This is a genomic window from Streptomyces sp. Root431, from assembly GCF_001426585.1.
GTDB classification, from domain to species: Bacteria; Actinomycetota; Actinomycetes; order Streptomycetales; family Streptomycetaceae; genus Streptomyces; species Streptomyces stackebrandtii.
Map to the genome: position 1 here is coordinate 1 of NZ_LMEI01000009.1, position 24,014 is coordinate 24,014.

The window sequence follows — 24,014 nt, forward strand, 5'->3', positions numbered from 1 at the left end:
GGCGGCGACGGAGCGGCGGCATCTCGCGTACTACCGCGAGCTGGCCCGTCGTACCGACCCCGAGCTCCGCGGCTCCGGACAGGTCGCCGCCATCGCCCTCCTGGAGCGCGAACACGGCAACCTCAGGACCGCGCTCCGGACCGCCGTGGCGCTCGGTGACGAGCAGGAGGCGCTCTGCCTCGTCCACTCCCTGAGCTGGTTCTGGCAGCTGCGGAACCACCAGACGGACGCCCGTACGTGGGCGGCGACGGCCGCGCGACTCGGACCCGACCCGTTCCGGGAGCCCGTCCGCCCCGCCGAACCCTTCGAGGGCCGCTGCGTCGACGTCCCGCCGCCGTGGACCGGCGAGCGGCTCCGGGAGGCCCGCCGCGGAGGCCGGCTCTACGCGCTCGCGACCGAGGGCGGCGAGGGCGCCACCGCCCTCGAACGGCCCGAGACCCGCGCCCGGCTCGCCGCCCTCGTCGCCGCGTACCGCCCGGGCCTCCCGCAGACCTGCCGCCAGCCGGGGACGATGTGGTTCTTCGCCCGCCTGATGACGGGCGAGCTCACCGGCCTCGACGAGACCCTGACGCTGACCGTCGAGGCCGGCCGCGAGCACGGGACCGGCTGGGAGCTCGGCTTCGCCCTCCTCATGCGGGCGAAGCTCCTCGGCCACGGCCCGGCGGACGCCGACGAGGCACTCGCCCTCTTCGAGGCCGCCGAGGACGCCTGGGGCATCGCGGAGTCCCTCTCGGCGCGGGGCGAGGCGTACGAGCGCGCCGGCCGGCTCGCCGAGGCCGCCGCCGACTTCGAGCGGGCCACCCACGCCGCCGCCCTCGTGGGCGCCCGCTCCCAGGTGCCGCTCTTCACGGCGCGCCTGGCCGCCGTACGCCTCCGGATCGGCCCGCAGGGGGACGAGGCGGCCGAACGGCTCCTGGCCGAAGCCGCCGACGAGGCCGGCGAGTGGGGGGCCGAGGCCGCAGGCACCGGCCGGCTGCTGCTCGCCCAGCACTACGGCCACACCGGACGCACGGCCCTGGCCCGCGCGCAGCTCACCCGGCTGGAGAGCGAGTTCGGCGAGAACACCCCGACGCTCTTCTGGGGCCTCGTCGGCGGGATGTGGGCCTGGCTCGACTGCCTGGACGGCGCCCACGACCGGGCCCTGGACCGCCTGGCCCGTGCCGTCGCCGACCTGGAGACCCTCGCCCACCTGGTCGCCCCCTACCTCGTCGTCGCCCAGTTCGCGACGGCCGCCTGGGCCCGGGGCGGCCGGGGCGGCCCGGGCGACGCCGAGACCGGCGCCGGGCTCCTCGGCGCGTACGACCATCACATCGGCCCCGTGACCGGCGGCGGCTTCCGTCCCTTCGCCCCGCAGACGGAGGCCGAGATCAGGGCCCGCGCGGAGGAGACGCTCCGCGGGCGCCTCTCCCCGGAGACGTACACCCGCCACTACGAGGAGGGCGCGAAGTTCTCCCTCGCGGCTGCGACGGCCCTCGTCAGGCGGCCGGGGAAAACCAGGGACGCCTGACCGGCTACCCCGCGTGTCGTCACCGGGCCGTCGGGTGGCCGGCGCCCCGGATGCGCTCCGGTCGGCAGGACACGAGAATGGCGAGTGCCGGAAGAACACGTAGGAGGCGGCATGAACGCTGAGCCCGACAAGATGTCCGCGGGGGATTTCCCGACGCCCGACCGGCTGCTCCACGCCGGATCGGAGGGCGAGTTCACGGCGGAGGACCTGGTCCTGGCCTCCGGCCGTGACGTGAATCCGAAGAGCCTCGCCTGGGCCGAACGCCGTATGGCGGAGAAGGGGCGCGCCTCCATGGACGAGCTCCTGCCCTAGGCCCTGTCCGGCGGGCAGGCCTCAGGCTTCCTTCCCGTCCTGTCCTCCCGGCCCCGGATCGGTTCGCCCGAACCGGGGCTTCGGCCTTCCGCATTTGTGAAACACGTTCTACCGTGGCCGCCGTCGCACGAGCGCGCCGTCACGGGAGGACCCATGCACCTCGAGTACACGCCCGCCCAGAACAGCCTGCGCGCCGAGCTGCGTGCGTACTTCTCCGGGCTCGTCCCGGACGACTTCCACACCCGATACGCGGACCCCGCCGCGCAGAAGCGCTTCTACCGGGAGACCGTGCGCAAGCTCGGCGAGGACGGCTGGCTCGGAGTCGGCTGGCCCGTCGAGTACGGCGGCCGGGGACTCTCCCCGATGGAACAGTTCATCTTCTTCGACGAGGCCGCCCAGGCCGGCGTGCCCCTGCCGCTGATGGCCCTGAACACCGTCGGACCGACGATCATGCGCTACGGCACCGACGAGCAGAAGGCGTACTTCCTGCCCCGGATCCTCTCCGGCGAGATCGACTTCGCCATCGGCTACAGCGAGCCCGACGCGGGCACCGACCTCGCCGCCCTGAAGACCCGCGCGGTCCGGGAGGGCGACGAGACGAACGGCCATTACACCGTCAACGGGCAGAAGATCTGGACCACCAACGGCGACACCGCCGACTGGGTCTGGCTCGCCGTCCGCACCGACGTCGACGCCCCGCCCCACAAGGGCATCACCATGCTCCTCGTCCCGACGAGCGACCCCGGCTACTCCTGCACGATCATCAACACCCTCGCCTCGCACGACACGACCGCCAGCTACTACGACGACGTCCGCGTCCCGGCCTCGCGCCGCGTCGGCGAGGAGAACAAGGGCTGGCGCCTCATCACCAACCAGCTCAACCACGAGCGCGTGACGCTCGCGGCGCACGGGACCATGGCGATCCGCGCCCTCCACGACGTCCAGCGCTGGGCCGCCGACACGAAACTCACCGACGGCCGCCGCGTCCTCGACCTCCCGTGGGTCCGCCGCACCCTCGCCCGCACCCACGCCCGGCTCGACGCGATGAAGCTCCTCAACTGGCAGATGGTGAACGCCGTCCAGAACGGCACCCTCACCCCCCAGGACGCCTCCGCCGTCAAGGTCTACGGCTCCGAGGCCCGCCGCGACGCCTACGCGGCCCTCATGGAGGTCGTCGGCTCCGCGGGCGCCCTCAAGGAGGGCTCGGCGGGCGCGGTCCTCCACGGCGAACTGGAACGCGGCTACCGCTCCGCCGTCATCTTCACCTTCGGCGGCGGCAACAACGAGATCCAGCGCGAGATCATCTCCTGGATCGGCCTGGGCATGCCCCGCGTCCGCCGCTGACCCGTTGTGACCTCGGCCGGCGTGTCGCGGCCAGGCGCACACAACTCGGCCTGTCCTGGGAGGATGTGGCTCAATTCGCCGTCCACTCACATCAAAGGGACCATCAAGGGGACGACGGCGACCGGCGCGGGGCTGTGGTGGATGACCGCGTGGGCGACATGGCCCAGATGCGGGCCGAGAGGGACGTTGCGACTCCGGCGTCCCACGATGACAAGCCGCGCGGTCTGTGACGCCTCGACCAGCTGGTACGCGGATGAGCCCACCACCGTTTCGGCCTCCACCTCCACGCCCGCGTACCGCTTCCGCCACGGTTCCAGCAGGCCGTCCAGCCCTCCATGGAGGTCGTCGCCCAGCTCCTTGCCGATCCCCGGGTCCATGACGGCCGCGTAGCCGTACGAGGCGGGAAGCGTCCAACTGTGCAGGAACCGCAGGGGCAGGCCCCTGCGGGCCGCTTCGGCGAAGGAGAACCCGAGCAGGGCTTCGCACGGGGGGCCGATGTGGTCCTTCCGCGCGCGGTCCGCCGCGTCCCGCAACAGGCTCTCGGCCCGCTCGGTCACGTCGCGGACGTACGGCAGGGGCACCTCCGGGGTGTTCGGCCACTCCTCCACGTGCACCAGTCGGAGGGGCACGTGCCCCCTCAGTCGCGTCCGCTCCGTCCGGCCGTGGTCCGGATCGAACCGCGCATTCCGACTTCAGGCTGGTGCCCCGTTGCTCCCGGCAGCAGGGCCGGGCAGGTCTCGATCGGGGCCGAACGGCCCATCCCGAGGAGGCCGCCACGATGCCAGCGTGGGAGGTGTCGCCCTTCGGGACATGCTCCCGAGGCCGGGACGCACGCCGGAGGAGGAGCCATGACCAGCGCGATCCCCGCCCGACCGGAGTTCGGCAACGTCGTCGTGGGAGTGGACGGGTCCCCCTCCGCACGCGAGGCCGTGCTGTGGGCCGCTGACGAGGCGGACCGACGGGGGCGGTCCCTGCATCTCGTGCACGCCGCCGACACCGACCGTCGGGCCATCTTCTCCAATGCGGAGACGATCCAGTCGGTACGCGAAGCGGGGCGCGACCTGCTGACCGAATCCGCGAGCGTGGTCCGTGACCTCTTTCCGGACCTCGCCGTCACGAAGGAGCTGAGCCGTCAGGAGGCGGTCGCCGGTCTCCGGGCGGCCGCCGGGAACCGAGGCACGATCGTGGTGGGCAACCGGGGGCTGGGAGGCTTCTCCGCGCTCATGCTCGGATCCGTCGGCCTGGGCGTGGCGGCCCGCGCCGAAGTGCCCGTGATCGTGGTCCGTGGTGACCGTGACCGGCCGGCGTCGGGCTCGGTGACAGCAGCCGTGCATGGTGCTTCGGATCTGGGCTGGCTGCTCGTCGCGGCCGCCGAGGCGGAGGCCCGCAAGGCGGCGTTGCGGCTGGTGAGTGTCTGGAACGTGCTCACCCATGTCGGCAGCGTCGCGACCATGCTGGACGACCTCGACGAGATCGCGCGGCAGCGCGTGCACGAGATCAAGTCGCTCGCCGACCTCGTGCGGGAGTTCTACCCCACCCTGACCGTCGGCCATCACGTCGAGACGGGCACGAGCACGCCCGGGATCCTGGTGGAGGCGAGTGCCCACACCGATCTGCTGGTGATGGGGAGACAACACCGCGCCCTGGGCGCGGGCCCGTCCCTGGGCCGAGTCGCCCACGTCCTGCTGCACCACGCCCACTGTCCGGTGGAGATCGTCCCCCCTGCCTTCGCCACCAGGGTCGAGGAGACATGAACGAGATACTCCTCGGAGTCGACCCCCGGGAGCAGTCGATCCCCGCTCTCGTCTGGGCCGCTGCCGAGGCCGTGCGAAGAGGACTGGTACTCCGGCTGGTCGTCGCCGTACCGCCTGCCCACGACGCCGTACGGTACGACGCGATCGCCCACCAGAGCGCCCTGCGAACCCGCGCGGAGTCGGCGATCGCCAACGCGGAGGACCTCGTCCGGGAACTGCACCACGGTCTGCGGACCGCGACGGAACGTGTGAACGGTGTGCCGGCGACCGTGCTGTGCGACATGGCGGAGCACGTCGCACTCGTCGTCGTGGGCTCGCGTCGTCTCGGCAGAGTGGCCGAGGTGTTCAGCGAGAGCTCCGTGGTCGCCCCGCTCACGGCACGGGCGGACTGTCCCGTCGTCGTGGTCCGCGCACCCGAGCACACCACGACGCACCCACCGACCGTCGTCGTCGGCGTGGACGGAAGCGAGTCCTCACGGGCCGCGGTCGCCTTCGCCCTCGCGGAGGCGAGCCTCCGCGAGGCACGGCTGCGGGCCGTCTGGGTCTGGCCCCGGTCCGTGCTCGCCCACGACGACGGTGAGGAAGGCCTGGCCGAGCGGCGTCGGCTGCTCGCCGAATCGCTGGCGGGCTGGGCGGAGAGGTATCCGGATGTCGCCGTCTCCCAAGAGGTCCTGCGGGGGCACCCGGTCGAACAACTCGCCCTGACGTCCCAGGAATCCCTCTCTCTGGTGGTCGGTCGCAGAGGCCGTGGCGGCTACTCCGGCATGCGGTTGGGTTCGACGGTCCACGGCCTGCTGCACCGTGCCCTGTGTCCCGTGATCACCGTCCCCCTCCCGCAGGGCGAGCGGCAGACCGGCCACGCGTCATGGGCCGACCGGTCCCGTTCCGGTACGACCGACCGGCCCGGGCCCACTGCCCCGCTCGGCACTGGGGCGCACCCACCTCCACGCGGGACGGTGGGGCGAGAGGACGCCCCCGGTCCGTCGGCCGGTTCCGCGGAGAGGTGAGCATCATGCGGCACCGACGCGGGTCCACGGCGACCGCCCTGGGCCCCGTACAGGAGGAGCAGCACCATGGCCGAAGGCAGGGCGGAACGCAGGCGCAGCCCGTTCTTTCGGTGGCGCCGTGACCGCCGAGACGTCGGACCCGGTCGCCCGGGCCATGGTGAAAAGGGGCAAGGGCGGAGACTTCCGCAATCCGGAACGGATCCGGGCATGGGCCCACCACATCGGAACGGAACTCGGCGCCACCCCCTGAACCGGGCCGGTTGGCGAGGCCACCCTCAACGGGAGGTGCGGCATGCTCCACTACGAGCCGTCGGGGAGCGGGACCACCCCGCCCAGCAGGCCCGGGATGCGCGCCGCCCTGGCCTTCGTGCTGTTGATCGCTGTGATCTGCGGTGCTGTGGCCGCCGGGAGCCTCTGGTCGGCGGGAGCCAAGGCCGACCGTGAACTCGCCGCGCACCGGCATCAGGTGACCGCGACCACCACCGGGCCGGCGAAGGACCCGCCCGTCGCCACCCGGTACGGCACGAAGGCGCAGGCCGTCGCGCCGGCGGTGTGGGAGCAGCCCGAGCACGTCCGCCGGTCCGGGAACATCCACGTCCCGCCCGCGACGCCCCAGGGGCGCACCGTGACGATCTGGGTGGACGACGCAGGGACCCCCGCCCGGCCCCCGGGCAGTGCCGCGGACCGCGCTTTGACCGCCCTGTCGGGCGGTGTGGCGGCGGCAGGCGTCATCGGGGTCACCGGCGCCGGTGTGGTCCTCCTCGTACGACGGCGGACCGAGGGTCACCGGCTCGCGGCCTGGGAACGCGAGTGGGAGCAGGTGGAACCCGTATGGTCCGGCCGGCTCCACCGGGGCAGCGGTGCGGGGAACGACGACGAATGACCGAGCCGGCGGCAGGCGCGCCACCCCGGAGCGGACCGCTTCCCCCCACCGATGCGCTGAGCAGTACACGCAGCTGGCGAGTCAGGATCGCCCGCTGTCCCCGTCCTCTCGCCCGCTGTCCCCGTCCTGGGGAGGGCCGTCCGGTCCCTGGGGTTGGCCGTGGGCGTCGGCGTAGGCCGCGAAGACCCGCTCGGGTCCCTCGCCTGTACGCAGGAAGCGCTCGTCGAGCACGACGGCCAGGTCCTCCAGTGCCCTGCGCAGTACCGAAGCGGAGAGCCGGACGTCCGGATGATGCGCCCCGTCGGCCCGGTCCGCGAGGCCGACCGCGTAGGGGAGCTGCCGGGGCAGGGACGTGTTCTCGTCCCCGTCGTGGAAGTAGTACGACTCGGCGTACTGCAGGAAGTCGACCGTGATGGTGGAGAGGGCCGAGGCGAGCCCGTCGAGGAGCGCCGCGCCCCCGTCGGAGTCGAGTGCCCGGCCGGTGGCCCGGCTGCGGCGCACGTGTGACAGCCGCAGGGCCAGTGCTCTGCGGCGGGCCAGCGCCGGGTAGATGCCGAGGATCCAGGCGACGGTCGCCGACAGCAGGACGAACCCCACGAGGGCCTCCATGGGGGCGAGTACGCGCAGCCATCCGGAGGTCGGCGCGATGTCGCCGAGGCCGAGCGTGGCCAGGGTGACCAGCGAGATGTAGAGGGCGTCGAGCGGGCCCGCGTGTTCGGACGGGACGAGCCCTGCCGCGTACGAGAAATCTTCCGGCATGTGGGGCCAGTAGATGAGCCCCCATCCCACGGCCACGGTCAGCGCCCACATGGCGACGACCGTCACCATGCCGAGCGGGCCCGCGAGACCCGCCGGCCGGCGGCGCTTGCCGAGGCGCGGGGACAGCCACCACAGCGACACCATCACGAGCTTGCTCAGACCTCCGTGACGGGTCGGGTGCCAGAGGGTGTGGAACACGTCCCGGAGGACGAACAGCACCAGGACAGCGCCCGCGGGCGTCGCAAGCCAGGTCATCCCGGCAGCCTTCCCGCGAACGGCGACGGAGTCCCGCCCTCCACCTTCGATCTCAGCCCCCTGGCGGCGCCGGCTCGCCCCTTCGGACGCAGCCTCCGCCGCGCGGCCCCGGTGCTACCGTCGCGACCGCGCCTCGATCCGGTGTCGTACGACGGTCGTCAGAGCCGACAGCCGGGTCGACACGACCGGTACCGGTGGCACAGGGTCCTCGATGCGGCCCGCGGCCTCCGGCAGCGCGGCGACGTCCGCCTCGAAGCGGGCGCGGGCGGCGGCCAGGGTGTCGGGCGGTTCCGTGCGGAGCCCGCCGCGCATCACGGTCCGCAGCAGCGGCTCCGTGCCCTCGGGCGGCTCCTCGTTCGCCAGGCCGATGACGTCGCGGAGGCCGGGGCCGCGGAACACCTGCTTCGGGGCCGGAGCCGTCACCTTCGCCGACGAGAGCTTCATGACGGGCCGGCCGTCGTACTCGACGAGTTTGTAGGCCGCGTCCAGATACGGGGCGTCGGCCGCCGTGCCGACCTTCGTCCCCACGGCGAAGACGTCGATGGGCGCCCCGCCCCGTACGAGCGTGTCGACGGCGTACTCGTCGAGGCCGCCGCTCGCGATGATCTGTACGTCTCCGAGTCCCGCCGCGTCGAGTGCGGTACGGGCGCGCCGGGCGAGCGCTCCGAGGTCGCCGCTGTCGAGGCGGATCCCGCACCCCGGACCGCGCCCCAGGTCGGCGAGGACGCGAGCGGCCGTCGCGACCCCGCCGTCGGTGTCGTACGTGTCGACCAGGAAGGTGAGCGGGCCGGGGTGGGTGCGGGCGAAGGCCCGGAACGCCTCCTCCTCGGAAGGGAAGGCCTCGACGTACGAGTGGGCCATGGTGCCGGAGGCGGGAATGCCGTATCTGGTCGCGGCGGCGACGTTGCTGGTGCCGGCGAAGCCGACCAGCGCGCAGAGCCGCGCCGCCCGCATGCCGGCCTCGGGGCCGTGGGTTCGGCGCAGCGAGAAGTCCACGAGCGGCCGCCCGGCGGCGGCGAGCACGCATCGGGCCGCCTTGGAGGCGACCGCCGTCTGGTGGCAGAGGAGGGACAACAGGTACGTCTCCACGAGCTGGGCCTGCGGGAGGGGCGCGGTGACCTCCAGGAGCGGCTCTCCGGCGAAGACGAGCCGGCCCTCGGGCACGGCACGGACCTGGCCGTCGAAGGTCAGACCGTGCAGCGGTTCGAGGTCCTCGACGGGGCGACGCAGCGCCTCGGCGAACTCCTCGACGTCGGAGCGGCCCACCCGGAAGCGGGAAAGGTGGTCGAGGGCCGGTTCGAGCCCGGCGGCGACCAGGAATCCGCGGCCCGGGGGGAGGTCCCGGACGAAGAGGCTGAAGGTCGCGGGGGCCCGCATGTCCTCCCGCAGGTACGAGAGGGCCATCGTGACCTCGTACAGGTCGGTACTGGTGACCTGGGACATGCTTCGAGCATGCACGGCGGACGCGTGGCCTGCACCGGAAGGGCCGGACATGGCTACGTCCGGCCCTGGGTGGTGAGCTCGCACCGTACGTCCACCACGCCTTCGACGGCGCGGGTCAGGCGGGCTGCGAGCGGGACGAGCGTGCTGTCGTGGACCTCGCCGGACAGCGTCACGACTCCGGCGTCGACTCGCACGTCGACCTGGTGCCGGGAGAGTGGGAAAAGGTGCTCGACGACGTCGTGGCGCACGTCGGCGGCGAGATCCTCGTCCGGGCGGAGGAAGACCTTGAGGAGGTCGGACCGGCTCACGATCCCCTGGATGGTCCCGTTCGTGTCGACGACCGGCAGCCGTTTCACGCGATGTGCGGCCATGAGGCGGGCGGCCTGGGGCAGGGACGCCCCGGGAGCGACGGTGACGGGGGGCGAGGTCATCAGGTCCTGGGCCCGGCGGGAACCGGCCTTGGCCGTGGCGTCGAGTCGTCGCATCTGCTCGACGAGTCCGAGGCGGTGGTCGTGGAACTCCTCCTTGAGGAGCAGGTCCGCCTCGGAGACCACCCCGACGACGCGGCCCTCGCCTTCGACGACGGGGACGGCCGTCACCTTCCACCGCTCCATGGCGGCGACGATCTCCTTGAACTCCGCGCCGGGCAGGACGGCGACGACCTTCTTGGTCATCACGTCGGCGACGGTGAACGGCTGAGGTGTCATCGCTCTCTCCTCACCGGGCCGAACATCTTCAGGACCCGAGCCCCTTCCCACCCTCGCAGCAGGAACGTCCCGGTCATGAGGGCCCGAGCGGGCACTTTCGGGGCCCGACCGGCTCATGTGCCGCCGGACAACCCTGCGGAGCCTGGTGGACGAGGACCAAAGCGACGCACGACAGGAAGTGGGTGGGCGCCATGAAGGCACTCGTCTTCCAGGGGCCGGGTCGGATCGCCTGGCAAGACGTACCCGACCCGGTCATCGAGGACCCCGCCGACGCGATCGTCCGGGTCGACGTCGTCACCATCTGCGGCACGGACCTGCACATCCTGAAGGGGGACGTGCCGGAGGTGACGCCCGGCCGGGTCCTCGGACACGAGGCGGTGGGCACGGTGGTCGAGGCAGGCGGTGACGTGCGCTCGGTCCGGCCGGGTGACCGCGTCCTGGTCTCCTGCATCTCCGCCTGCGGAAGGTGCCGCTTCTGCCGCGAGAGCCGCTACGGGCAGTGCCGTGGCGGAGGTGGCTGGATCCTCGGCCACACCGTCGACGGCACGCAGGCGGAGTACGTCCGGGTGCCCTTCGCCGATCTGTCCGTCCACGCGCTGCCGGATTCGGTCGACAGCGTCGACGCCGTCCTGCTCGCCGACATCTTCCCCACCTCCTACGAGGTCGGGGTGCTGAACGGTGCCGTGCGCCCCGCCGACACGGTCGTCGTCGTGGGCGCGGGCCCCATCGGCCTGGCCGCGATCATCACCGCCGGGTTCTACAGCCCCGGCCGTGTCATCGCCGTCGACCGGGCCGAGTCACGGCTGGTCGCGGCCCGGGCCCTCGGCGCGGACGCCACCGCGAACGCGGCGGAGGAGCCGGAACAGCTCGTCGCGGACCTGACCGACGGCCTCGGGGCCGACGTCGTCATGGAGGCCGTCGGCGTCCCGGAGACGTTCGAGATGTGCACGCGGATGGTCCGGCCGGGCGGACGGGTGGCCAACATCGGTGTCCACGGGAAGCCCGCGGTGCTCCACCTGGAAGACCTGTGGATCAAGGACGTCACGATCACCACCGGACTCGTGGACACCTCTTCCACACCCCTCCTGCTGCGCATGATGTCCGCCGGACGGCTGCCGTCCTCGTCTCTGATCACCCACCGTTACGCCCTGGGGCAGATGGAAGAGGCGTACGACGTCTTCGGGCGGGCGGCGGACACGGGCGCCCTCAAAGTCGCGCTCGGCGGGGCGTAGGACGTGCCGATGACCGGCGGCTCCCCCATTACGGACAGGTTCTGGCGTCCTTCCGTTGTCCGGCGTCCGGGGTGGTGAGGCCGCCGGTAGTGAAGATGCGGTCGAGGTGGTGGTGGAGTACGGCGATGGCCGACTCCGGTGTCCGTTGGGCGACGAGGATGCTGGTGCCCATGGTCGCGGTCATGGCGAGCAGGCTGATGGCCTCGGTGCGTGCGTCGGCGCCGGGATCGGCCAGGCCTGCCGCCTGGGCTCCTTCGATCAGGCCGGTGAGAGCGTTCTCGGCCGCGTCGGGGTTGTCGATGAAGGGCTGGGCGGCGAGTGCTCCGTCGGTCACGGACAGGATCGAGTAGGAGCTGTACAGGAGGTGGAAGGTCCGGCTCTCCTGGTCGGTCGGCAGGGATGCCAGCAGCAGCGCCTCCCTCCCCGCCACGAGCCTGCGTTCAGGAGATGACGGCCACGTACCGCAAGGCCCCGACGAAACCCCCGGAAAACCTTCCGGTAACGAATCCGCGTTCATGTCTTGACACCCGCACCCGCCAGGCAGCAACCTTCCGGCAACGACGTGGGAGCGCTCCCATCGGGGCGCACAGAGCCTGCATCAGGTCCTGGCGGGCAGCCGCCGAGCCGCGATCAGCCGGCCGGACCTCTTGGCGCACAACGAGCACCACCTTGGACGAGGAGAGTGGAATGCGCACTTCCAGCAGCAGACGCGGACGCCGGGCGGCGATCGCGGCGGTCGCCGTCGTCGTGACCGGTACGACCCTGCTCACCGGTTGCGGCAGCGACAGCGACGACAACGGCGGCGACGCCCAGGGCGGCGGCAAGATCACCCTGCGGGTCGGGACCTTCGGTTCCTTCGGCTACGACAACAAGACCGGCGCCAAGCTCTACGCCGAGTACGAGAAGTCCCACCCGAACATCAAGATCGAGGAGACGAACGTCTCCGACGGCCAGAAGTACTGGGACACGCTGAAGCTGCGCCTCGCCCAGAACAACGGTCTCGCCGACATCCAGGCCGTCGAGGTCGGCTACATCGCCGAGGCGACCGGCGAGACCATGGCGGACAAGTGGGTCGACCTCAGCAAGGAGGGGGGCGCGGACATCGGCGCCTTCCTCGACTGGAAGGTCAAGCAGGCGACGACGGCGAGCGGCAGCGTCATCGGCCTCGGCACCGACATCGGCCCCATGGCCATCTGCTACAACAAGGAACTCTTCGCCAAGGCCAAGCTGCCGACCGAGCGCGAGGCCGTCTCCAAGCTGTGGGCCGGCGACTGGGCCAAGTTCATCGAGACCGGCAACACGTACAAGAAGAGCGCGCCCGCCGGCACGTCCTTCCACGACTCGGCGAGCGGCCTCTTCAACGCCGTGGTCTCCAGCGACCCCGTCCAGTACGCCGACACGAGCGGCAAGCTCGACTGGGAGAACAGCCCCGGCGTGAAGAAGGCCTGGAACACCGCCGTGGCGGCGAGCAAGGGCGGACTCACGGCCAAGCTGCGGCAGTTCGACGAGAAGGGCACCTGGAACGCCGCCTTCAAGAACTCCAAGTTCGCCACCGTCGCCTGCCCGAGCTGGATGACCGGCATCATCAAGGACCAGGCTGGACCCGCCAACCAGGGCAAGTGGGACATCGCCGCGCCGCCGGTCGCCGGCAACTGGGGCGGCGCCTTCCTCGCCGTGCCGAAGTCCGGAAAGCACACCAAGGAGGCGGCCGAGCTCGCCGCCTGGCTGACGGCTCCCGCGCAGCACGCCAAGGTCTTCGCGGTGAACGGCAACATCCCCTCGTCCAAGGACACGCTCACCTCCGCGGCCGTCCAGGACGCCAAGCTTCCGTACTTCGGCGACACCCCCGTCGGCAAGATCTTCTCGTCCGCCGCCTCCGGGATCACGCCCGCCGTCATCAGCCGCTGGGACGGCCAGGTGAAGACCTTCCTCACCGACAACGGCATCCTCGACATCGAGCAGCGCGGCACCGACCCGGCCAAGGCCTGGGAGAACGTCAAGAAGCTGGTCGACGACAAGATCGACCAGTAGCGGGGGCGCCTGCCGGTCCGCCGCCGCCTGCGGGCGGCGGACCGGCACCGTCCGCACCACCGCACGCATCGACCCTGGAAGGACGCCCCCGTGGCCACCTCCGTTCGGGCGAAGCCGGACGGCTCCCCGCCGCCCGTCGCACCGCCCTCCTCCCCCGGCCCGCGCCGCCGCCGCTCCGCCCCCGGCGGCTGGCGCAGCACGCTCTACCGCTGGGACATCAAGGCGATCCCGTACGTCTTCATCGCCCCCTTCTTCCTCACCTTCGCCGCCTTCGGCCTCTTCCCGCTGATCTACACGGGCTGGCTCTCGCTCAACCGGGTCGAGCTCGGCGGTGAACCGCAGTGGAAGGGCCTGGAGAACTACACCGACCTCGCCACCAGCGAGTTCTTCTGGAACGCGCTCGTCAACACCTTCACCATCGGGGTCATCTCGACCGTCCCCCAGCTGCTCATGGCCCTGGGCCTGGCGCACCTGCTGAACTACAAGCTCCGCGGCCGCGGCTTCTTCCGGATCGCGATCCTCGCGCCGTACGCCACCTCGATCGCGGCGGCGACGCTGGTCTTCGCCCAGCTGTTCAACACCGACTACGGGATGATCAACACCGTCCTCGACTGGGTCGGCATCGGCCCCGTCCAGTGGGAGTCGTCCAAGTGGCCGGCGCAGATCGCGATCTCCGTGATCGTGACCTGGCGCTGGACCGGCTACAACGCCCTGATCTACCTGGCCGCCATGCAGGCCGTGCCCCAGGACCTGTACGAGGCCGCCTCGCTCGACGGGGCGTCGCGGTGGCGCCAGTTCATCAGCGTCACCATCCCGTCGATCCGGCCGACGATCCTCTTCACCGTCGTCGTCTCCACCATCGGCGCCACCCAGCTCTTCGGCGAGCCGATGCTCTACGGCGGCAGCGTCGGCATCAGCGGCGGCAGCGGCAACCAGTTCCAGACGCTGAGCCTGCTGATGTACGAGAAGGGGTGGGTGAACAACGCCCTGGGCCAGGCCTCCGCCATCGCCTGGATCATGCTGCTGCTCCTCCTGCTCATCGGCGGCGTCCAGGCGCTCGTCTCCCGTCACAACCGCAAGAAGCTGGGAGGCTGACCCCATGGCCCGCACTCTCGACAGGACGCCCCGGTCCGGGCGGCGCTTCCGCCAGTCGGCCGGCCGCCAGCACCACGCGGGGCCCCTGACCTACGTCCTGCTGGCCGTGGCCGCCGTGGTCTCGCTCTTCCCGCTGTACTGGAACCTGGTCGCCGCGTCCCACAGCGGCGAGCGCGTGGTCCAGGCCCCGGCGCCGCTGCTGCCCGGCCCGCGCCTCCTGGACAACCTCAGCTTCGCCTGGAACCAGGTCCACATGGGTGAGGCGCTGATCAACACCACGATCGTCGCCGGCCTGGTGGCCGCGTCCACCGTCGTCTTCTCCACGCTCGCCGGCTTCGCCTTCGCCAAGCTGCCCTTCCGGGGCCGCGGCATGCTGCTCTCGCTCGTGGTCGCCACGATGACGATCCCGCCGCAGCTCAGCGTCATCCCGCTGTACCAGATCATCACCGACCTCGGCTGGTTCGACCAGCTCCAGTCGGTCGTCCTGCCCTCACTGGTCGCCGCCTTCGGCGTGTTCTTCATGCGCCAGTTCCTCGTCGAGGCCCTGCCCATCGAGCTCGTCGAGGCGGCCCGCATGGACGGGGCGCACAGCCTCCGGGTGATCTGGCACGTGGTCTTCCCGGTGGCCCGGCCCGCGATGGCCGTGCTCGGCATGCTCGTCTTCGTCCAGGCGTGGAACGACTTCTTCTGGCCGTTCATCGCGCTCACCCAGGACGGCAACCCCACCCTCCAGGTGGCCCTCGCCGGCCTGGGAGCGGGAAACCACACGGTGGACCACGCCGTCGTCCTGACGGGCGCCCTCATATCCACCGTGCCGCTGCTGCTCGTCTTCGCCTTCCTCGGCAAGCACATCGTGGGCGGCATCACGGCCGGCGCCGTCAAGAGCTGACCGGCCGCGCCGACGCCGTGCCGTACGCCTCCGCGTACCGCACGCGTCACCGCACCCGTACGCCCCGCCCGTACCGCACGCATCGAACGTACCTACCCCGTACCCGCGTTGGGAGCTCTCTCCTATGACCGCGTCCGAAACCCGGCCGCTCACCGCCACCCGCTCGTTCCCGCCCGGCTTCCTCTGGGGCGCCGCCACCGCCGCGTACCAGATCGAGGGCGCGGCGGCGGAGGACGGCCGTACGCCGTCCATCTGGGACACCTTCTCGCACACCCCCGGCAAGGTCTTCGAGGGCCACACCGGTGACGTGGCCGTCGACCACTACCACCGGTTCCGCGAGGACGTCGGCATCATGTCCGAACTGGGCCTGAACGCCTACCGGTTCTCCGTCTCCTGGTCCCGCGTCCAGCCCACCGGCCGGGGCCCGGCCGTCCAGAAGGGTCTGGACTTCTACCGGGCGCTCGTCGACGAGCTGCTCGCCGCCGGGATCGCACCGGCCTTGACGCTCTACCACTGGGACCTGCCCCAGGAGTTGGAGGACGCCGGCGGCTGGCCGGAGCGGTCGACCGCCGAGCGGTTCGCCGAGTACGCCGGGATCCTCGCCGACGCCCTCGGCGACCGCGTCACCCGGTGGACCACGCTCAACGAGCCCTGGTGCAGCGCCTTCCTGGGGTACGGCTCCGGGGTCCACGCCCCGGGCCGCACCGACCCCGTCGACTCCCTGCGCGCCGCCCACCACCTCAACCTCGGGCACGGTCTCGCCGTCCAGGCCCTGCGGTCGGCGCTCCCGGCGGACCGGCAGATCGCGGTCTCCCTCAACCTCCACGAGGTGCGGCCCCTGACCGAGTCGGCCGAGGACCGGGACGCGGCCCGCCGCATCGACGCCGTCGGCAACCGGATCTGGCTGGGTCCGATGCTGGAGGGCGCCTATCCCGAGGACCTGCTCGCCGACACCGCGCACCTCACCGACTGGTCCTTCGTCCGGGACGGCGACGCGGCGGCGGCGCGGCAGCAGTTGGACCTCCTGGCGATCAACTACTACACGCCGACGGTGGTTTCGCACGTCCCGGAGGGTTCGGAGAAGCCGCAGGACGACGGCCACGGCAACAGCGAGCACTCGCCGTGGCCCGGCGCGGACTCCGTCGCCTTCCACCGCGCGCCCGGGGAGCGGACCGCGATGGGCTGGCCGGTCGACGCGAGCGCGCTGTACGACCTGCTGCGCCGGGTCTCCGCCGCGTACCCGGACCTGCCGCTGGTGATCAGCGAGAACGGCGCCGCGTACGAGGACGAGGTCGCCGAGGACGGCTCGGTGCACGACCCGGAGCGCGCCGCCTACGTGCACGCGCACCTGGAGGCCGTGCACCGCGCGCTCGCGGACGGGGTGGACGTGCGCGGCTACTTCCTCTGGTCACTCCTCGACAACTTCGAGTGGGCGTACGGCTACGCGAAGCGGTTCGGGGCGGTGCGGGTGGACTACGACACCCTGGAGCGCACCCCGAAGTCCAGCGCCCGCTGGTACGCGCGGGTCGCGCGGTCGGGCGAGCTGCACGTCCCGTACAGCGACTGAGACGGACCCCTGAACAGGCCGTGCCGGATCACCGGCACGGCCTGTTCCCTGCCCCCGCGTCCCGCTCGTCCCTCACCGTCGGTCGTTCGTCCGGTTTCGCCCGCCCGGTCCCGTGAGTCGCGGGGGCGTCGCCGATTCGTCGGATGCGGTCCGGTGTGTGGTTCACGCAGCGTCACTGTCCGTACCTAAGCTGTACGTTCATGAATGACGGACGAACGACCACTCCTCGGCTCCGGCGCCCCGGACGCGTCACCTACGGCTCGACGGCGGTCGCCGCCGTTCTGGTGCTGGCCGCTCCCTCCACCCTCTTCGCCGAGCCGGCCGGCCACCTCGCGGGGAGGATGGCGGTCCGGGCGGCGCCGACCGTGATCGCCCACCGGGGCGCGTCCTCCGCCGCTCCCGAGAACACCCTGGTCTCCGACGAGGTGGCCCGGCGGGGCGGGGCCAAGTGGATCGAGAACGACGTCCAGCCCAGCAAGGACGGCGTGCCGTACATCCTGCACGACGCGACCGTCGACCGGACGACCGACGGCACGGGCCCGATCCGCTCCCTCACCTCCGACCGGCTCGACGCGCTGGACGCCGGCTCGTGGTTCGCGCCCGCCTACGCCGGGGCCCGCGTCCCGACCCTCGCGGCCCAGCTCGAGGACCTGCGGGAGCGCGGCGGGAACCTGCTCCTGGAGATCAAGGGCCGCCACAGCCACGCCGAGGTGGCCCGGATCCTCCAGGACGTCCGGGAGCAGTCCATGAGCGGCCGGGTCTTCGTCCAGAGCTTCGACATCCCGACGCTCCAGTACACCCGCGAGCTCGCGCCCGAGCTGCCGATCGGGCTGCTGCGCAGCACCCTCGACGCGGACCCGGTCGCCCTCTCCGAGGAGCTGGGCCTCACGGCGTACAACGTCTCGGACACCGCGCTCGCCCGCCGCCCCCAGATCGTCCGCGAACTGCACGCCGCGGGCGTGGCCGTGAACGTCTGGACGGTCGACAGTCCCGTCCGCTGGAAGGCGCTGGACGCCCTCGGAGTGGACGGGATCATCACCAACCGGCCGGCCGAGCTCGCCGGCTGGATCGCGGGAAGGACCCCTACGGGGTGACCTTCATATCGTCGACGAAGGACCTGACCAGGATCGCGTGGGTGTAGATGACGGTCCCCGGCTTGATCAGTCCGCCCTCGCCGGCGTCGCCCTCGACCTGGATGGTGCGCTCCCCCAGGAAGGTGAGGGTCTTGCTGTCGAAGATCCACTCGGTGCGCGAGCCGCTGGACTCGTCGAGCCGCGCGACCGCGACGCCCTTGCGGCCGACGGCGTCGGTGGCGCTGTCCACCATGACGACACCGGGGATCTTCGCGGCGGCCCGGTAGAGGGCGGCGGTGAGGCGGGGGGACGGCCAGCTCTCGCCGAGGAGGTCGCCGATGGTGGTGAAGGCCTGCTGGTCCGGGCCGCTGCCCTGGCCCTCGGTCTCCTTGTAGATCTTCCGCAGCAGTGCGTCGGGGTCGGTGGGGAGCGCGGCGAGGTAGTCGTGCGTGGGCGCGCCGAGGTGCGGCTTCGCGGTGTTGCCGGTCTCGTCGGGTCCGGCCAGCGAGATGCCCTCGGGTCCGGTGTTGCCCGGCTCGATCATCCAGCCCTCACGGCCGTCCGGGGACCGCCAGGACTTCCGGGTGTGCAGGGGCTCGCTGACGAGGCGGCTCTCGTCGCCCTCGGTCCTCACGTGCGTGTTCGCGGACCGGGACTCGATGTAGACGAACTGGTCGGCCCGGGCCTTCGGGGCGTCGACCTCGGCGGCGGCCAGCGAGATGCGGTCCAGGAGCCGGGGGGCTCCCTTCGCGTCGACGGCGCCGATCCGGGTGGTGAGGGCGGGGCCGAAGGCGCGGTCGTCGCCGTTCCCGCCGGTGCCGCCGGGGGTGAGGACGAGGACGCCGACCACGAGCGCGCCGGCGAGCGCGGTCACGGCGGGCAGGAGGACCGCCTTGCGCAGGAAGGGGTTGCGGCTGCCCGGGGCTCGCTGGGCGCGGGCAGCGGCGGCGGTGCGGTCGTCGTGGATCTGGCTCATCAGGCGCTCCTTGTGGAACTGGTGACGGCCCGGAGGAAGCTCGCGCTCCTCGATCGCCGGGAGGTCACCGGCCTCGTGCCGGGGTGCCGTGCGGGGGTCGGTCGGTTCGGGGTTCATCGGATTCCCTCCTGTGCGGGCCGGACCGCGTTCGTGCGATCACCTGTTGTCTGTCGGGGGCGGGGGGCGGGTTCCCGGATTTCGCGAGATTCCCTGATTTCTCGGGCGAGTTCTTCCTCGGCTCCGGTACGGAGCTTGGCGCGGGCGCGCGAGAGCCGGGAGCGGACCGTGCCGACCGGGACGTTCAGGGCGGCGGCCACCTCGGTGTAGGCGAGGCCCTCCCAGAGGCAGAGCACGAGGACCTCGCGTTCGGGGCGGCGGAGCGTGCCGAGGGCCCTGAGCGTGGCCGCGATGCGGCGCCGGTCGTCGAGCCGGCCCGCGACCTCGGAGGCGTGGTCGGGCACGGCGGCCCCGGCGGCGCCCGCCGCGGCGTACGCGGAGGCGGCCGCTCGGTACCGCCGGTTGCCGCGGCAGTGGTTGCGGGCGACGTTGGTGGCGACGCCCAGGAGCCAGGGCCGCAGCGATCCCCCGTCGGGGTCGACCTTCTGCCGCAGCCGCCAGGCCTCCAGGTAGGTCGCGGCCATCACGTCCTCGGCGACCGACCAGTCACCGGTCAGCCGGAAGGCGTGGTTGTAGACGCTCCGGGCGTGGGAGTCGAAGAGTTCGGCGAAGGCCGAGGGGTCCCCGGCCCGGATCCGTGCGCGTGTGTCGGTGTTCACGACTGTCGTCTGTCCGGCTCACGGGGCGGGTTCCCGTGAGCCGGGTCACATCTGAGGGGTGGTCCGGGCGCGCAGTTCCGCCAGGAGGTCGGGGTTGACCACCGTCAGGATCGCGGCGATCCGCTCGGCGTCGGCGCGCGCCCACAGGATGTCCCGCGCGCCGCGGTACTTGGCGGCGAGCCGCTCGCGCCGGGCGGGCGGCAGCTCCGCGGCCCGGTCCGGGCGGCTGTTGTGCGCGTTGTCGGCGATCTTGACGAGGGTGGCGTCGGGGTCCTCGGCGATGAGGCGGAGCTTCGCCTCGTAGGACAGGTCCGGCCGGTTGGTGACGGCTTCGACGACGGCGACGACCCGGTCCGGGACGCCCGCGGCCCTGAGCCGCTCGGCCGTCCACGCGGTGTCCTCGATGACGTCGTGCAGGAGACCGGCCATCACCAGCTCCTCGCCGAAGGGTTCGAGCCCCGCGGCGACGGCCCGGACGTGCTCGACGTACGGGACGCCGATCAGGTCGACCTGCCCGGCGTGCGCCTGCTCGACGAGTGCGTCGACCTCCGCGAGCGTCGTCACCGCCGCCTCACCGCCCGCTCATGAGCAGCTGCGGGAGCTGCATGGTGCGGTTCTGGTTGCCGGGGAGCGCCTGGGGGTTGTTGGCCCACTCCATGGTGACCATGGGGGTTCCGCCGCTGCCCGCGTCGACGGTGGCGCCCTCGAACCGCTTTCCGGAGTCGGAGGCGGTGACGGCGCGCAGCTTGTCGGCCGTGCGCTTGGCGCCCTCGGGAGAGACGGTCAGCGCGCACAGCCGCTCGCGTGACGTGCCGTCGGGCTCGGCGGTGGCCCCGATCGCGTACAGCGTGACGTCCGGCGTCTGGCTCTTGCCGCCCTTGCCGTAGAAGGTCGCGTAGAAGGTGCCGTCGCCGATGCAGCGGGCCACGGCCTGGTAGGCCGGGTCGTCCGCGACCGATCCCTTCGGCGCGGCGAGCGCCGGCGGGGGCGCGTCCGGCGACATGGACAGGGAGCGTACGGACGCCGAGACGGCGACCTTTCCGCCGTTCGGGTTCTTCAGGAGCACTCCGCCGTCGGTCGTGTCCTCGGTGTACCCGAGCTTCTTCATGCCGTCGGTGACGGCGTTCACGTCGAAGCGACCGGTGAGCCGCCAGCGGTCGGAGCCCATCTGGAGCGAGGTGTTCACGTCGTTCTCGTCGAACCCGTGGGTCGCCTTGAGGGGGAGCTTCTCGTACTGCGCCTGCTGGACCTCGGGGATGCCGTACGAGGCGAGGCCGCCGTACAGCTTCTTGTCCTGCTTCACCAGCCGTCGGGTGGCCGCCACGTCGGTGTAGGTGAGGACCGCGCCGGCGTCCGCCTCGGGTGCTGTGCCGAGCGCGGCGGTGAGTCCCGTCCGCGAACCGCCGGCCGAGTCCGCGGAGTCGTCGCCGCACGCGGCGGCTCCGGCGCCGATGACGCCGACGAGCGCCGTCGCGACGCAGCCTCGCAGGACCCTTCGCCCGTTCCCCGTCATTCCCAGCCTCCGATGTCGCCACGAGCGATCCGGGTGGTAGGGATCGCCCGAGAAGGGTAGTGGGTCAGCCGGACGGCCCGTACGGCGGCCGTCCGGCGGGCCCGACGGTGCGAGGAAGGGAAGCGGCGTGCGGGAACAGGGGTCGGAGCGGAAGGCCTTGTCGGCGGCGGAGCTGTTCGACGGCATGGGGATCGAGTACGAGCGGGCCTTCGGGCACCTTCCGGCGCAGCTGGAGGCGATCGAGTGGCTCACCGGCCGGCTGGCCGCGGGGGCCCGGGTCCTCGACGTCGGCAGCGGCACCGGCCGGCCCGTGGCCGACCTGTTGGTGCGGTCGGGGTGCGACGTGACGGGGATCGACGTGTCCCGGACGATGGTCGAGCTGGCCCGCGCCCAGGTGCCGGAGGCGCGGTTCGAGCAGTGCGGCGTCCATGACTTCGAGGCGCCGGAGGGCGGTTTCGACGCGGTGTGCGCGTTCTTCCCGCTCCTCGTCATGAGCCGGGCCGAGGTGTCCGCCGCGCTGCTGCGGATGGCCGGCTGGCTGGCGCCCGGCGGCTACCTCGTGACGGCCACCGTCCCGGCGGACGTCGACGACGTGGAGATCGAGTGGATGGGACGCCGGGTCAGGGTCTCCAGCTTCTCGGCCGAGGAGTACGTGCGTCAGATCCGCGAGGAGTGCGGGCTCGACGTCCTCCACCACGCCGTCTCCGTCTTCCAGCCGGACGACGCTCAGGCGGGCCCTGAGGACCACGTCTTCTGTTACGCCCGCCGGGCGGAGGAACTTCCCGGCGGGTGACCCCGGGCCGTGAGGGGTTCCTCCGGCCCGGGGGTCCGTCACTCGTCCCAGGGCGGCTCGAACTCGTCCATGTCGGCCGGCGGCTCGTCGAATTCGAAGGGCGGCTCGTCCTCGTACCGCGCCCCGCGTCCGGCAGCCGCCCCGCGAGGCGCGGGGGCGGGAGCGGAGGCAGGCGCGGGGGCGGAGGCGGGAGCGGGCGCGGCCGACCCTGCGGCCGGGGCCTCGCACTCCGCCAGCGTCGCGAGGACGCCCTCGGCGTACTTCGTCAGCTTGGCCTCGCCGACGCCGCCGACGGTGCCCAACTCCGCGACCGTGCCGGGGAAGAGCGTCGCGATCTCGCGCAGCGTCGCGTCGTGGAAGACGACGTACGCGGGAACGCCCTGCTCGCGTGCCGTCGCCGCCCGCCAGGCGCGGAGGGCCTCGAAGACCGGCACGGCGGCGGCGGGCAGGTCGACCGGTACGCGGGCGCCCTTCCCCGAGCGCGCCCCGGACTCCTTGCGGGACGCGGCGGCGGGCGCCTTCTCCTTCCGCATCGGGACGCTGCGACGGCCTCCGAGCACCTCGCCGCTGTTCTCCGTCAGGACGAGCGTGCCGTAGTCGCCCTCCACCGTGAGCAGGCCCTGGGCGAGGAGCTGACGGACGACGCCGCGCCACTCCGCCGTCCCGAGGTCCGAGCCGACGCCGAACACGGAGAGGCCGTCGTGGTCGAACTGGATGACCTTGGCCGTCTTCTTGCCCTGGAGGATGTCGATGATCTGGCCGGCCCCGAACTTCTGGCGCCGCTCCTTGGCCAGCCGCCAGACCGTGGACAGCAGCTTCTGCGCCGCGACCGTCCCGTCCCAGGACTCGGCCGGGGTCAGGCAGGTGTCGCAGTTGCCGCACGGCTCGCCCGACTGCCCGAAGTACGCGAGGAGCCGTACGCGGCGGCAGTCGACCGTCTCGCAGAGCGCGAGCATGGCGTCCAGGTGCATGCCCAGGGCGCGGCGGTGCGCCTCGTCGCCCTCGGAGCCGTCGATGAGCTTGCGCTGCTGGACCACGTCCTGGAGGCCGTATGCCAGCCAGGCCGTGGCCGGCTCGCCGTCACGGCCGGCGCGGCCGGTCTCCTGGTAGTAGCCCTCGACCGACTTCGGCAGGTCGAGGTGGGCCACGAAGCGCACGTCCGGCTTGTCGATGCCCATGCCGAAGGCGATCGTCGCCACCACGACGACCCCGTCCTCGCGGAGGAAGCGCGACTGGTTCGCGGCACGCGCGCGGGCGTCCATGCCCGCGTGGTACGGCACGGCGTCGATGCCCTGCTCGACCAGGGCCGCCGCGGTCTTCTCCACCGAGGCGCGCGAAAGGCAGTAGACGACGCCCGCGTCCCCGTCGTGCTCGGTCCTGATCAGGTCGAGGAGCTGCTTGAGCGGGTTGTTCTTCGGGACGATGCGGTACTGGATGTTCGGCCGGTCGAAGCCCGCGACGAAGTGGCGGGCCTCCTCCAGGCCGAGTCGCGCCGCGATCTCGGCGTGGGTGGCCTCGGTGGCCGTCGCGGTCAGCGCGATCCGCGGCACCTTGGGCCAGCGCTCGTGCAGCATCGACAGGGCCAGGTAGTCGGGCCGGAAGTCGTGGCCCCACTGGGCGACGCAGTGCGCCTCGTCGATCGCGAAGAGCGACACCTTGCCCCGGTCGAGCAGCCGCTGCGTGCCCTCGGTCCGCAGCCGCTCGGGGGCCAGGTAGAGCAGGTCCAGCTCGTCCGCGAGGAAGGCCTGCTCGACGGCCTGCCGCTCGTACGGATCCTGCGTCGAGTTCAGGAATCCGGCCCGCACACCGAGGGCTCTGAGCGCGTCCACCTGGTCCTGCATGAGGGCGATGAGCGGTGAGATCACGACGCCCGTACCGTCTCTGACCAGCGCCGGGATCTGGTAGCAGAGCGACTTGCCGCCGCCGGTCGGCATCAGGACGAGCGCGTCGCCGCCGCCGACGACCTGCTCGATGATCTCCTGCTGCTCCCCGCGGAAGGAGCTGTAGCCGAAGACGCGGTGGAGCACCTGCGAGGCGTCGGAGACCTGGGCGGATGCGTCGGAAAGGACCATTCGTGAAGCCTAGCGGCCCCGACCGA

The 24,014-nt window shown here is 72.2% G+C and carries 21 protein-coding genes and 2 pseudogenes; 13 read left to right on the forward strand and 10 right to left on the reverse strand.

Annotated elements, in window-relative coordinates; all coding sequences use genetic code 11:
* From ASC82_RS13495 to ASC82_RS13505, 3 genes and pseudogenes are all read left to right on the forward strand, one after another.
* Positions 1-1,507, forward strand: a pseudogene (locus ASC82_RS13495) (AfsR family transcriptional regulator); the annotation flags it as partial.
* Between the two features lie 111 nt (positions 1,508-1,618).
* Entirely contained in the window at positions 1,619-1,819 is a 201-nt protein-coding gene (locus tag ASC82_RS13500) for a hypothetical protein (protein WP_056646622.1), read from the forward strand.
* Between the two features lie 153 nt (positions 1,820-1,972).
* Positions 1,973-3,163 (forward strand): acyl-CoA dehydrogenase family protein, encoded by a 1,191-nt coding sequence (locus ASC82_RS13505; protein ID WP_056646624.1) that lies wholly within the window; start codon positions 1,973-1,975, stop codon positions 3,161-3,163.
* A gap of 86 nt (positions 3,164-3,249) precedes the next feature.
* On the opposite strand, the gene ASC82_RS13510 is transcribed toward ASC82_RS13505, so the two are convergent.
* Positions 3,250-3,792: a universal stress protein gene (locus ASC82_RS13510; RefSeq protein WP_056646627.1), complete on the reverse strand. Its 543-nt coding sequence runs from the start codon at positions 3,790-3,792 to the stop codon at positions 3,250-3,252.
* Positions 3,793-4,011: 219 nt separating this feature from the next.
* On the opposite strand from ASC82_RS13510, the gene ASC82_RS13515 reads away from it, so the two are divergent.
* The 3 genes from ASC82_RS13515 to ASC82_RS13525 all read left to right on the forward strand — a co-directional run bounded on the left by ASC82_RS13515 (position 4,012) and on the right by ASC82_RS13525 (position 6,807).
* Positions 4,012-4,917: a universal stress protein gene (locus ASC82_RS13515; RefSeq protein WP_056646629.1), complete on the forward strand. Its 906-nt coding sequence runs from the start codon at positions 4,012-4,014 to the stop codon at positions 4,915-4,917.
* The gene (locus tag ASC82_RS13520; RefSeq protein ID WP_079039243.1) at positions 4,914-5,924 is read left to right on the forward strand and encodes a universal stress protein; all 1,011 of its coding nucleotides are present in this window, start codon (positions 4,914-4,916) and stop codon (positions 5,922-5,924) included. Before ASC82_RS13515 ends, ASC82_RS13520 begins: the two co-directional genes overlap by 4 nt.
* 292 nt (positions 5,925-6,216) lie before the next feature.
* Positions 6,217-6,807: a hypothetical protein gene (locus tag ASC82_RS13525; protein ID WP_157863464.1), complete on the forward strand. Its 591-nt coding sequence runs from the start codon at positions 6,217-6,219 to the stop codon at positions 6,805-6,807.
* Between the two features lie 81 nt (positions 6,808-6,888).
* On the opposite strand, the gene ASC82_RS13530 is transcribed toward ASC82_RS13525, so the two are convergent.
* The 3 genes from ASC82_RS13530 to ASC82_RS13540 form a co-directional block, all read right to left on the reverse strand.
* Entirely contained in the window at positions 6,889-7,821 is a 933-nt protein-coding gene (locus ASC82_RS13530; RefSeq protein WP_056646635.1) for a potassium channel family protein, read from the reverse strand.
* 114 nt (positions 7,822-7,935) lie between these two features.
* Complete coding sequence (locus ASC82_RS13535) at positions 7,936-9,264, reverse strand: nicotinate phosphoribosyltransferase (protein ID WP_056646636.1); 1,329 nt, start codon at positions 9,262-9,264, stop codon at positions 7,936-7,938.
* Between the two features lie 53 nt (positions 9,265-9,317).
* Positions 9,318-9,971 carry a CBS domain-containing protein gene (locus tag ASC82_RS13540; protein ID WP_056646637.1) on the reverse strand — a complete coding sequence of 218 codons (654 nt, stop codon included), beginning with the start codon at positions 9,969-9,971 and terminating at the stop codon, positions 9,318-9,320.
* Between the two features lie 191 nt (positions 9,972-10,162).
* On the opposite strand from ASC82_RS13540, the gene ASC82_RS13545 reads away from it, so the two are divergent.
* The gene (locus ASC82_RS13545) at positions 10,163-11,203 is read left to right on the forward strand and encodes a zinc-dependent alcohol dehydrogenase family protein (RefSeq protein ID WP_056646638.1); all 1,041 of its coding nucleotides are present in this window, start codon (positions 10,163-10,165) and stop codon (positions 11,201-11,203) included.
* A gap of 28 nt (positions 11,204-11,231) precedes the next feature.
* Here the strand turns inward: ASC82_RS13545 and ASC82_RS13550 are convergent.
* Positions 11,232-11,621: pseudogene (locus ASC82_RS13550) on the reverse strand (TetR family transcriptional regulator C-terminal domain-containing protein); the annotation flags it as partial.
* Between the two features lie 269 nt (positions 11,622-11,890).
* Between ASC82_RS13550 and ASC82_RS13555 the strand changes: the two are divergent.
* The 5 genes from ASC82_RS13555 to ASC82_RS13575 all read left to right on the forward strand — a co-directional run bounded on the left by ASC82_RS13555 (position 11,891) and on the right by ASC82_RS13575 (position 17,879).
* Positions 11,891-13,234 (forward strand): ABC transporter substrate-binding protein, encoded by a 1,344-nt coding sequence (locus tag ASC82_RS13555; RefSeq protein ID WP_056646641.1) that lies wholly within the window; start codon positions 11,891-11,893, stop codon positions 13,232-13,234.
* Positions 13,235-13,324: 90 nt separating this feature from the next.
* Positions 13,325-14,329, forward strand: a complete 1,005-nt coding sequence (locus ASC82_RS13560) for a sugar ABC transporter permease (RefSeq protein WP_056646644.1) — start codon at positions 13,325-13,327, stop codon at positions 14,327-14,329.
* A gap of 4 nt (positions 14,330-14,333) precedes the next feature.
* Entirely contained in the window at positions 14,334-15,218 is an 885-nt protein-coding gene (locus ASC82_RS13565) for a carbohydrate ABC transporter permease (RefSeq protein WP_056646647.1), read from the forward strand.
* A 124-nt stretch (positions 15,219-15,342) separates the two neighbouring features.
* Complete coding sequence (locus ASC82_RS13570) at positions 15,343-16,785, forward strand: GH1 family beta-glucosidase (RefSeq protein ID WP_056646651.1); 1,443 nt, start codon at positions 15,343-15,345, stop codon at positions 16,783-16,785.
* Between the two features lie 200 nt (positions 16,786-16,985).
* Positions 16,986-17,879: a glycerophosphodiester phosphodiesterase family protein gene (locus tag ASC82_RS13575; RefSeq protein ID WP_079039246.1), complete on the forward strand. Its 894-nt coding sequence runs from the start codon at positions 16,986-16,988 to the stop codon at positions 17,877-17,879.
* Here the strand turns inward: ASC82_RS13575 and ASC82_RS13580 are convergent.
* The 4 genes from ASC82_RS13580 to ASC82_RS13595 are packed head-to-tail and all read right to left on the reverse strand — an operon-like array spanning position 17,869 to position 21,123.
* Positions 17,869-18,951, reverse strand: a complete 1,083-nt coding sequence (locus ASC82_RS13580; protein WP_056646655.1) for a CU044_5270 family protein — start codon at positions 18,949-18,951, stop codon at positions 17,869-17,871. The genes ASC82_RS13575 and ASC82_RS13580 overlap by 11 nt on opposite strands.
* On the reverse strand, positions 18,948-19,610 hold the full coding sequence (locus ASC82_RS13585) for an RNA polymerase sigma factor (RefSeq protein WP_056646659.1): 663 nt from the start codon (positions 19,608-19,610) through the stop codon (positions 18,948-18,950). Before ASC82_RS13585 ends, ASC82_RS13580 begins: the two co-directional genes overlap by 4 nt.
* Before the next feature lie 45 nt (positions 19,611-19,655).
* A complete protein-coding gene (locus ASC82_RS13590; RefSeq protein ID WP_056646662.1) occupies positions 19,656-20,174 on the reverse strand; it encodes an HD domain-containing protein in 519 nt (172 codons plus the stop codon).
* 7 nt (positions 20,175-20,181) lie between these two features.
* Positions 20,182-21,123, reverse strand: a complete 942-nt coding sequence (locus ASC82_RS13595; protein ID WP_056646666.1) for a hypothetical protein — start codon at positions 21,121-21,123, stop codon at positions 20,182-20,184.
* 127 nt (positions 21,124-21,250) lie between these two features.
* Between ASC82_RS13595 and ASC82_RS13600 the strand changes: the two genes are divergently transcribed.
* The gene (locus ASC82_RS13600) at positions 21,251-21,916 is read left to right on the forward strand and encodes a class I SAM-dependent methyltransferase (protein WP_107105890.1); all 666 of its coding nucleotides are present in this window, start codon (positions 21,251-21,253) and stop codon (positions 21,914-21,916) included.
* 38 nt (positions 21,917-21,954) lie between these two features.
* Here the strand turns inward: ASC82_RS13600 and recQ are convergent, their stop codons facing one another.
* Complete coding sequence (gene recQ, locus ASC82_RS13605) at positions 21,955-23,988, reverse strand: DNA helicase RecQ (RefSeq protein ID WP_056646669.1); 2,034 nt, start codon at positions 23,986-23,988, stop codon at positions 21,955-21,957.
* Positions 23,989-24,014 lie beyond the last annotated feature (26 nt).

Excerpts from the sequence above, each read along its gene's own strand:
- ASC82_RS13540 (WP_056646637.1), bottom strand. The coding sequence starts at position 9,971 with ATGACACCTCAGCCGTTCACCGTCGCCGACGTGATGACCAAGAAGGTC.
- ASC82_RS13595 (WP_056646666.1), bottom strand. The coding sequence starts at position 21,123 with ATGACGGGGAACGGGCGAAGGGTCCTGCGAGGCTGCGTCGCGACGGCG.
- ASC82_RS13525 (WP_157863464.1), top strand. The coding sequence starts at position 6,217 with ATGCTCCACTACGAGCCGTCGGGGAGCGGGACCACCCCGCCCAGCAGG.
- ASC82_RS13555 (WP_056646641.1), top strand. The coding sequence starts at position 11,891 with ATGCGCACTTCCAGCAGCAGACGCGGACGCCGGGCGGCGATCGCGGCG.
- ASC82_RS13570 (WP_056646651.1), top strand. The coding sequence starts at position 15,343 with ATGACCGCGTCCGAAACCCGGCCGCTCACCGCCACCCGCTCGTTCCCG.
- ASC82_RS13545 (WP_056646638.1), top strand. The coding sequence starts at position 10,163 with ATGAAGGCACTCGTCTTCCAGGGGCCGGGTCGGATCGCCTGGCAAGAC.
- ASC82_RS13520 (WP_079039243.1), top strand. The coding sequence starts at position 4,914 with ATGAACGAGATACTCCTCGGAGTCGACCCCCGGGAGCAGTCGATCCCC.
- ASC82_RS13575 (WP_079039246.1), top strand. The coding sequence starts at position 16,986 with ATGAATGACGGACGAACGACCACTCCTCGGCTCCGGCGCCCCGGACGC.
- ASC82_RS13580 (WP_056646655.1), bottom strand. The coding sequence starts at position 18,951 with ATGAACCCCGAACCGACCGACCCCCGCACGGCACCCCGGCACGAGGCC.
- ASC82_RS13515 (WP_056646629.1), top strand. The coding sequence starts at position 4,012 with ATGACCAGCGCGATCCCCGCCCGACCGGAGTTCGGCAACGTCGTCGTG.
- ASC82_RS13565 (WP_056646647.1), top strand. The coding sequence starts at position 14,334 with ATGGCCCGCACTCTCGACAGGACGCCCCGGTCCGGGCGGCGCTTCCGC.
- recQ (WP_056646669.1), bottom strand. The coding sequence starts at position 23,988 with ATGGTCCTTTCCGACGCATCCGCCCAGGTCTCCGACGCCTCGCAGGTG.
- ASC82_RS13500 (WP_056646622.1), top strand. The coding sequence starts at position 1,619 with ATGAACGCTGAGCCCGACAAGATGTCCGCGGGGGATTTCCCGACGCCC.
- ASC82_RS13535 (WP_056646636.1), bottom strand. The coding sequence starts at position 9,264 with ATGTCCCAGGTCACCAGTACCGACCTGTACGAGGTCACGATGGCCCTC.
- ASC82_RS13530 (WP_056646635.1), bottom strand. The coding sequence starts at position 7,821 with ATGACCTGGCTTGCGACGCCCGCGGGCGCTGTCCTGGTGCTGTTCGTC.
- ASC82_RS13505 (WP_056646624.1), top strand. The coding sequence starts at position 1,973 with ATGCACCTCGAGTACACGCCCGCCCAGAACAGCCTGCGCGCCGAGCTG.